This is a genomic window from Sphaerospermopsis sp. LEGE 08334 (genome assembly GCF_015207205.1).
In the GTDB taxonomy this organism is placed as follows: Bacteria; Cyanobacteriota; Cyanobacteriia; order Cyanobacteriales; family Nostocaceae; genus Sphaerospermopsis.
Genome location: NZ_JADEXH010000053.1, coordinates 22,050 through 29,335 on the forward strand (window position 1 = coordinate 22,050; position 7,286 = coordinate 29,335).

The 7,286-nt window shown below is 37.4% G+C and carries 3 protein-coding genes; 2 read left to right on the forward strand and 1 reads right to left on the reverse strand.

Translation table 11 applies throughout. The annotated features are described in order from the left end of the window. Nucleotides 1–141: 141 nt before the first annotated feature. Nucleotides 142–5,631 (reverse strand): translocation/assembly module TamB, encoded by a 5,490-nt coding sequence (locus IQ237_RS22665; RefSeq protein WP_194059241.1) that lies wholly within the window; start codon nucleotides 5,629–5,631, stop codon nucleotides 142–144. Between the two features lie 254 nt (nucleotides 5,632–5,885). On the opposite strand from IQ237_RS22665, the gene IQ237_RS22670 reads away from it, so the two are divergent. Together IQ237_RS22670 and IQ237_RS22675 are read left to right on the forward strand one after the other, a co-directional pair. After that, nucleotides 5,886–6,287: a DUF3110 domain-containing protein gene (locus IQ237_RS22670; RefSeq protein WP_194059243.1), complete on the forward strand. Its 402-nt coding sequence runs from the start codon at nucleotides 5,886–5,888 to the stop codon at nucleotides 6,285–6,287. A 184-nt stretch (nucleotides 6,288–6,471) separates the two neighbouring features. Beyond that, nucleotides 6,472–7,152 (forward strand): response regulator transcription factor, encoded by a 681-nt coding sequence (locus IQ237_RS22675; protein WP_194059245.1) that lies wholly within the window; start codon nucleotides 6,472–6,474, stop codon nucleotides 7,150–7,152. Nucleotides 7,153–7,286: the final 134 nt, after the last annotated feature.

A 7,286-nucleotide genomic window follows, 5' to 3' on the forward strand; every position in this document is an offset into this window, starting at 1 on the left:
TATTTCCAGAAATTCAAAATCACAAAACTCCTAGAACTACTGAGTCCTTGATCTCCTTGAACTCCCTAAGTCTCACGAAAATACTTTTCAAACATCCTCTTATGGGTGAAGCATGGGGAAGATAACTTTCCTTATTCCCTGCTAAAATCTTCTTTCAAACTCAATGATCGCCCGACTATCATCAGTGAAATTTGTGGAAGCACGAACCCGAAAATCGTCATTAATTCTGTAATTAATACCCCATTGGAAGGGGTCACTAGCGGTTAAAATTTTGATCGTAGAAAAAGAAAATTTGCTAGAAATATCCACACCTGCTTCTAATGCTAATTCTATAGTCGAGTTGCTTTTACCTGCTTCGGGTTTATCAGAAAGAATGGTAGGAAATATCCGCAGTTCACTTAAACCAAAAGCATCACCAATTTGGTTAAATGCTGCTTGAAAGTTATTGAAAACAGCCGAACCAGCAATATTAATTAAACCCAATGTTGTGTCACCACGTCCTTGGGTGTCTACAAACCCACCTCCTAACAAAGTAACAATTTCTGTTTGTGAACGTGAGGGACTACTTTTCAATTCTAAATTCTCATTTAGTTGACTAGCGGGACCTTTAACTATTGCTTCGACGCGGACGGTTTCTAATTCTGATAACCCTGTAGAAACTTGTCTGCTGAGATCAATAGTTTGGATTCCATCTAATACTTTAGCAAACATTTTAATATCTAACTCAGGATCACGAGGATCAGAAGTTCTAAAAGTTGCACTATGTTTATAGTTACGAGCTAAATTGAATTGGGTGGTAAACAAATTTACGCCACCTTTGGTTAATCTGATAGTTCCTGCGGGTATAGGATTATTTAAAGTACCACTCACATTTAAATCACCAGTTGCGAGGAAGTTGAAAACAGGTGGACGAACTATTTCTACACTGTTTCCTAGCTTGATTTGTAAATTATTTAATCTGGTTATTCCGCTTTCAATATCACTGGTTTTGTTTTGTTTACTGGCTGCAAAAATTGATAAATCAGAACCTGTTTGAGATAAGGTTTTTGTATCAGATTCTGTTAGTAAAACTTGACCATTGGATAATTCTATCTCACCACCAATTGCTGGTTGTAATACTGAACCTGTAATTTCTAAATTACCACTTGCACCACCTTGATATAATCCCTTGAGATTTAATACTAATTGTTCTAGTTTCACACTCAATGGTTTATCTATTTGGATGTTTTGACTGTTGAAAATTGGTATTTCTCCTGTGGCTTCTATTTTACCATTGCTAAACTGCCCTTGGAGGTTTTCTACTAATACTTTATTAAAATCAAATTCGGCTTTTCCAGACACATTGGTTAGTTTACCTTGTAAAGCTTGGGCTGCAAATGTGGCATTATTAAGAGAGGCAGTACCTTTAACAGATGGTTGTTGTCTGGTTCCCCTCACAGCTAAATCTACTTCTCCTTTACCTGTTTCAAATGTTATTTGATTAGTGAAAAGATTTAATAATCCTAAACCTTCATCTTTGACTTTGACATCTAGAGTAATTTGATTGTTGTTTGGTTCTACAGATGCAAATGGTAATTTATAGGGAATATCACCAGTAATGTTAACTGGTTCGTTTCCTACTGCTATGACTTGACTGCCAAATTTCAAACGTCCATCAGCATAACTAAAACCTGCATTGGCTGACTGTATTGGTTTTTGATTGAGTGTTCCTTCTGTGATTTCTAATTGTCCTCTAGCTTGGGGGTTGGCTATACTACCAGCTATAGCAGCATCAATGTTAAGATTACCGCTAATTCCTACGGGGATTTTGACGAAGTTATTTAATAATTGAATGGGGAAATTTTCAACTGTTAATTTTCCTGATTGTTCTTCACCACCAACATTACCAGTAAAGGCTATTAGTCTATCTTTCGCTGCGATGCGTAAAGGTTGTAACCGCAAAACACCTTTTTCAAAACTACCTTCAGCAATGACTTTTTCGGCACGATAAAAACGATTAGGTTCTGTTTCTCTACCCCAAGTAAAGTTTTGTCCTTGTAGGTTAAATTGTGCTGTTAGTCCGTTTTTTGTTGCGGTATTGATGGCAATTTCACCGTTAAAATTTCCCTTTAAGTCTTTTAAATCTGGTATTGGTTTAGATTCTAATCGCTGTTGTTCTTGTGCTGCTAGGAGTGCATCAATTTCTGCTAAACGTTGAATTTGATTGAATAAAGTTTGATTTGCTAAACCTCGCGGGTTGGTGGTTAAATCTGCTGCGGTACCGTAGGTTGGAGGTGTTAAACCTCTTTGTAAATCTTGGATTTCAAATATTTGGGCAACGGTGAGTAAATCTTGAATTTTGCCTTGGTTGATGTTAATTTTGGCTTGTACTTGGGGACCTTGAGGAGTTTGTTTGAGGTTAGCATCAAAGAGGTAGCGACTTTGATCGTTGATAAATTCGCTGTTTGTTAAGGTGGTTAAATTATTGTTGTATTGAAATTCGGTGGTGAAGCGATCGCCTTTAATTCTACCAAGTTGCGGTTTGGCGATCGCAATATTTCCCCGCGTTGCTAATGTTTTTTGATTTATTTGCAAATCTCCCGTTAATGAACCAGCTAATGCACTTTGTCCCAAAATCGGATTATTAGGTAAGTTTAAATTTAAGTTTAAATTTAACACTTGTAAGGGTAAATTATTAACTTTAACTGCCCAATTGTCGCCTTGAGATTGACCTGTTGCTGATGCTTGTTGCCACTGTAATAAAAAGGCGCTAGGTTGATTATTGGCATTTAATTTAGCTGCTAGTCTGTCTCTTTTACCAGCAACATCTAAACTTAAACCCCTTCCTTGCACTAAATTAATGTTACCAGTTAATAATGGTTCAAAGGCAAACTTTTGTATTTTGCTTTGCACTTGCAAATTTCGCAATCCCAAAGATCCAATAACATTCGGTGCTGTGATTTTCCCGGTAATTTGTCCTTTAAAATCGGCTTTTCCGCCTACATTTACAGCATTAGGTAATTGCAAAGGTAATTGTTTGAGGTCATAATTTTGCGTTTGAACATTGAGATTTAATTGAGTAATTTCTGGTATACCTGGTTGTTTAGCATCGGCTAAAATATAACCACTGGCGTTTAAATTTGGAGTTCTTGCTTGGGGAATAGTTAATTGTTGACCATTCCAAGAAACTACAGCATTTAAAGGAGAATTAATTCCCGGAATACCTCGACTAAACTGCACTTGACCAGTAGCACGAATATCAGCTAATTTCGCAGACCCAACAATACCAGCAACTTTTAACTGACCTGCAAATTTACCTGATAATTGTTGATTTAAACGTTTTAATTGTACACCATAACTATTAACTAATGTTTGGTAATGACCATTAGCAAGTTGAATATTAGACGCTGTAACTGTTCCCCCAGCAAGATTTAACTTTGCTTGACCATTTGCTTGAATAGTTTCCGGTTGAAAAGATGCAACATTACCAGCAACATTAAACTCACCAACTAACGCACCTTGTATTTGAGGTGGAACATTTGCTAATCTCTGCACAGGTACATTTTTAACTGCAACTTGCGCTTGATAACGACCATTACTAACTTGAATATTTTTAGCTGTAATTGTGCCATTATTAACTTTTAAACTACCTTCACCAATAGCACCGAAATTATTGAAGTTGAAATTTTCGGTATTACCTGCAATAGTAAATTTCCCGGCAATGGGATTATTTAAAATGGGGGGAGATTGTTTTAATATTGTCCCTAAACGCACATTTTGAGCTATCAAGTCAGCAATAAAGTTTTTATCTTCTAATTGAAGACGAGAAATGGCAACTTTACCGCCAGCAATATTAATATTTGCATCTTCTGGACGAATATTAGTAATTTTAAAGTTTTCAGAAGTTCCTGAGATGACTAATTTACCGTTAAATGCTGCGTTATTTAAAGAGATATTTTCTAATTGTTGTGAGTTGAGAAATGGGGTTAATTTCACACCCGAAGCTTGAGCGACAGCTTGCCAACTTTGAGGATTATAATTACCATAAACCCGGATTATATTACCAGCAATATTAACAGCAACATTACGAAAATCAACTGTACGATTTGGGTTGATAATTGTTTCACCAGTAGCAGCATAAGTGGCTTGGGGAGCTTGCCATTTTACGAAAGTTTGGATATTGTTAGCTGTACCAATGAGGTTAGCTGTAGCTGAAACAGTGCCAATTTTGAATGTAGAGTTAATATTATCATTATAAAGTTTAGCGATCGCATCCCCTGGAACATTTTTAGAAGTTAAATTAACATTGATTTGCGGTACTTTCCCCAGGGCAATTTTTCCCGATCCGGTAACTTCACCACCTAATTTTATTTGTCCTTGAATATCCTTGAGAGTCAGCAGAGCATCACGAGTTGAAAGTTCAAATTTACTACTAACTTTCTCAAAATCAACTTGATCAATTTTGGCAGTTTTGATATTAGCCACAGTTCCTGAAAGCACAGGTTCGTCAATATTTCCTAATATCTGTAAATTGGCTTTTACCACCCCACTCACAGGAAATGGTGATTGAACTTTGAGAGTTTCTAAGGCATTTGATAAACTTACTGCATTGACACGCCCTGATAAATTAAAGCCTTTGCCTCGGTCAATCAAACCTTTAGCAGTCAGGGGAATTTTTCCATAATTACTAACTACATTATCTAACTCTATAGCTAATCCTTGAAACTTGACATTTCCCTGAGTATTACTTAATAGTTGTGGGACTTGGGGAATTTGTAGAGTTACAGCTTGTAAAGCAGCAGTACCATCTAATAAAGTTTGTTGATTTGGTATTAATTGAATTTGTAAATCACCATTTACCCGACCAGCTTGTAAATTTATTGGTAATTGAATCAAACGAGTAATATCTGCGGCTAATAAATCTTGCGTTTTTACCTTTAAATTACCTTCTAAATTTGCCTGGGCGCGGAGATTTCCTTGCAGGAAAATATTACCTCCGTTCTTTGGTTTTCCGGCTACGTCAAATTTAATTAGTCGGTTATTTTCTATCAATTGGGCAGTTCCATATAAACCTGAAAATGTTACAGGTATTAGAGACTGGTGACTGGGGACTGGTGACTGCGTTTTCTGGTTTCCTACTAATATTAACTTGGCGTTGCGAACGCGCAGTTTATCTAAATCGGTTTTAATCAGTCCTGGTTTTCCTAGTGGGGCGATAGTGGTAGTGATCCAGCGTCCTTGGTTATCCTGTTCAATATAAATATCTGGGTTAATTAAAGTAACATCTAATTTTAATTGGCGGTTAATAACTAACTGCCAAGGATCAAAACCAACGTCTACCGCTTCTATTGTCACCCGATCTGTATCTATGGGTGTTGCAGGGATAGCTGAAGCAGCAAACCTGACTCCGGTGAGGGAAAATTCTTTGACTTTTCCCAGTTCAACTGGACGGTTGAGGGTATTGGTAAGATTTTGTTGCGCTAGAGGTGCTAACTCTTTTTGGATAAATTCTCTTAACCGCCAAATACCACCGATGATTACAATTAGCAACAACGCACCTAAAGCCATGCTACCACGACTCAATATCATCAACCATAAGCATTTGCGGCTTACGGTTGGGGTTTCTTGATCTTGTTTGGAAGTGTTAGACATGGGTTTGCACTCTGGAAATTGCCGGAGTTAGATGGCACGCTGCTATTTATAATTAGCACAAGATTTAGCTATGTCACTTCTAGAATATAGACCAGTTTACATATTTCCCCAGGTTTAGCCAGAGATTAGCACAATTAGGGTTTGATTTGCCTGAAATCTTGAAAAATGTACCTTTCGTCTATTGTTGGCTTTCCCAGATGCACAATCTCGAACTTTAATAGAAATAATATAAACGTAAAGTCAAAGGATTAAAGATGCGTGTTTTTGTACTACTATTCAATGCGGGAACTGATAATGAAGGGATTCACTCGATTCGGGTGGGCGATCGCAATACAATCATGATGTTTGAATCAGAGGATGATGCCACTCGCTTTGCTTTAATGTTAGAAGCGCAAGATTTCCCCACCCCCACAGTTGAAGGAATGGATGCTGAGGATATCAAGGAATTTTGTGAAAGTGCGGGTTTTGGCTGGGAACTTGTGCCAGAAAATAGTAATATCGTGGTGACACCTCCAGAACAGAACGTAGAAGAAACTGATTGGAAACCAGAAGGTCAAACTCAAAATAACTATGATAATAGTTCTCAGTCAGAAGAACAGGAAATGTCTGCTTCTGAACTAGACAGCTTCCGTCGCAGACTAGAAGGGTTATTGTAAGTAGTCATTAGTCATTAGTTGTTGGGAAAGTAGGGAATAGGGAATAGGGAATAGGGAATAGGGAATAAGTAAAGAATTTTCTACCCAGTCACCAGTTACCAGTCACCAGTCACCAGTCACCAGTCACCTGTTCCCTTACCTCACCAATAAATTCTCAACTAAAATAGGATTGCTAGATTGCTATATGCGAATTTTGCTAGTTGAAGATGAACCAGGAATAGCTCAATTTATCAGTCAAGGACTCAGAGAGATGAGTTACGCTGTTGATGTGGCTCATGATGGTGAAGAAGGTAAGGAATACATCTTTGCTGCTGAGTATGACATTATCATCTTAGATATTATGCTACCCAAAATTGATGGGTTAAAGCTACTAGGAGAATTTCGCCAGCAAAAAATTAAAACTCCAGTCTTACTTTTAACAGCACGGGATACTGTAGAAGATCGGGTAAAAGGGTTAGATCAGGGTGCGGATGATTACTTAGTCAAACCTTTTGCATTTTCAGAACTACTAGCACGGTTACGAGCTTTGCAACGTCGCCCACCATTACAATTTAACACCATTTTACAGGTTGGTGATTTAACTATGGATGTAGTCACAAGGGAAGTTCAGCGTGGAGGACGTTTCATTGAACTTAGCCCCTTAGAGTTTAAACTTTTAGAGTATTTATTGCGTAATTCCAATACAGTAGTTACCCGTACACAAATAGGTGAACACGTTTGGGATTTTGATTTTTATAGTGATTCTAATGTTGTAGATGTATATGTTGGTTATTTGAGACGGAAAATAGATCGGGGTTCTGATCAGCCACTACTGCATACAGTTAGAGGAGTAGGATATTGTCTCAAGGGAATAGGTGATAGGTGACTGGGGATTGGTAATTGGTAATTGGTAATTGGTAATTGGTAATTGGTAATTGGTAATTGGTAATTGGTAATTGGTAATTGGTAATTGGTAATTGGTAATTGGTAATTGGTAATTGGTAATTGGTAATTGGTAAT

Excerpts from the sequence above, each read along its gene's own strand:
- IQ237_RS22665 (WP_194059241.1), bottom strand. The coding sequence starts at position 5,631 with ATGTCTAACACTTCCAAACAAGATCAAGAAACCCCAACCGTAAGCCGC.
- IQ237_RS22670 (WP_194059243.1), top strand. The coding sequence starts at position 5,886 with ATGCGTGTTTTTGTACTACTATTCAATGCGGGAACTGATAATGAAGGG.
- IQ237_RS22675 (WP_194059245.1), top strand. The coding sequence starts at position 6,472 with ATGCGAATTTTGCTAGTTGAAGATGAACCAGGAATAGCTCAATTTATC.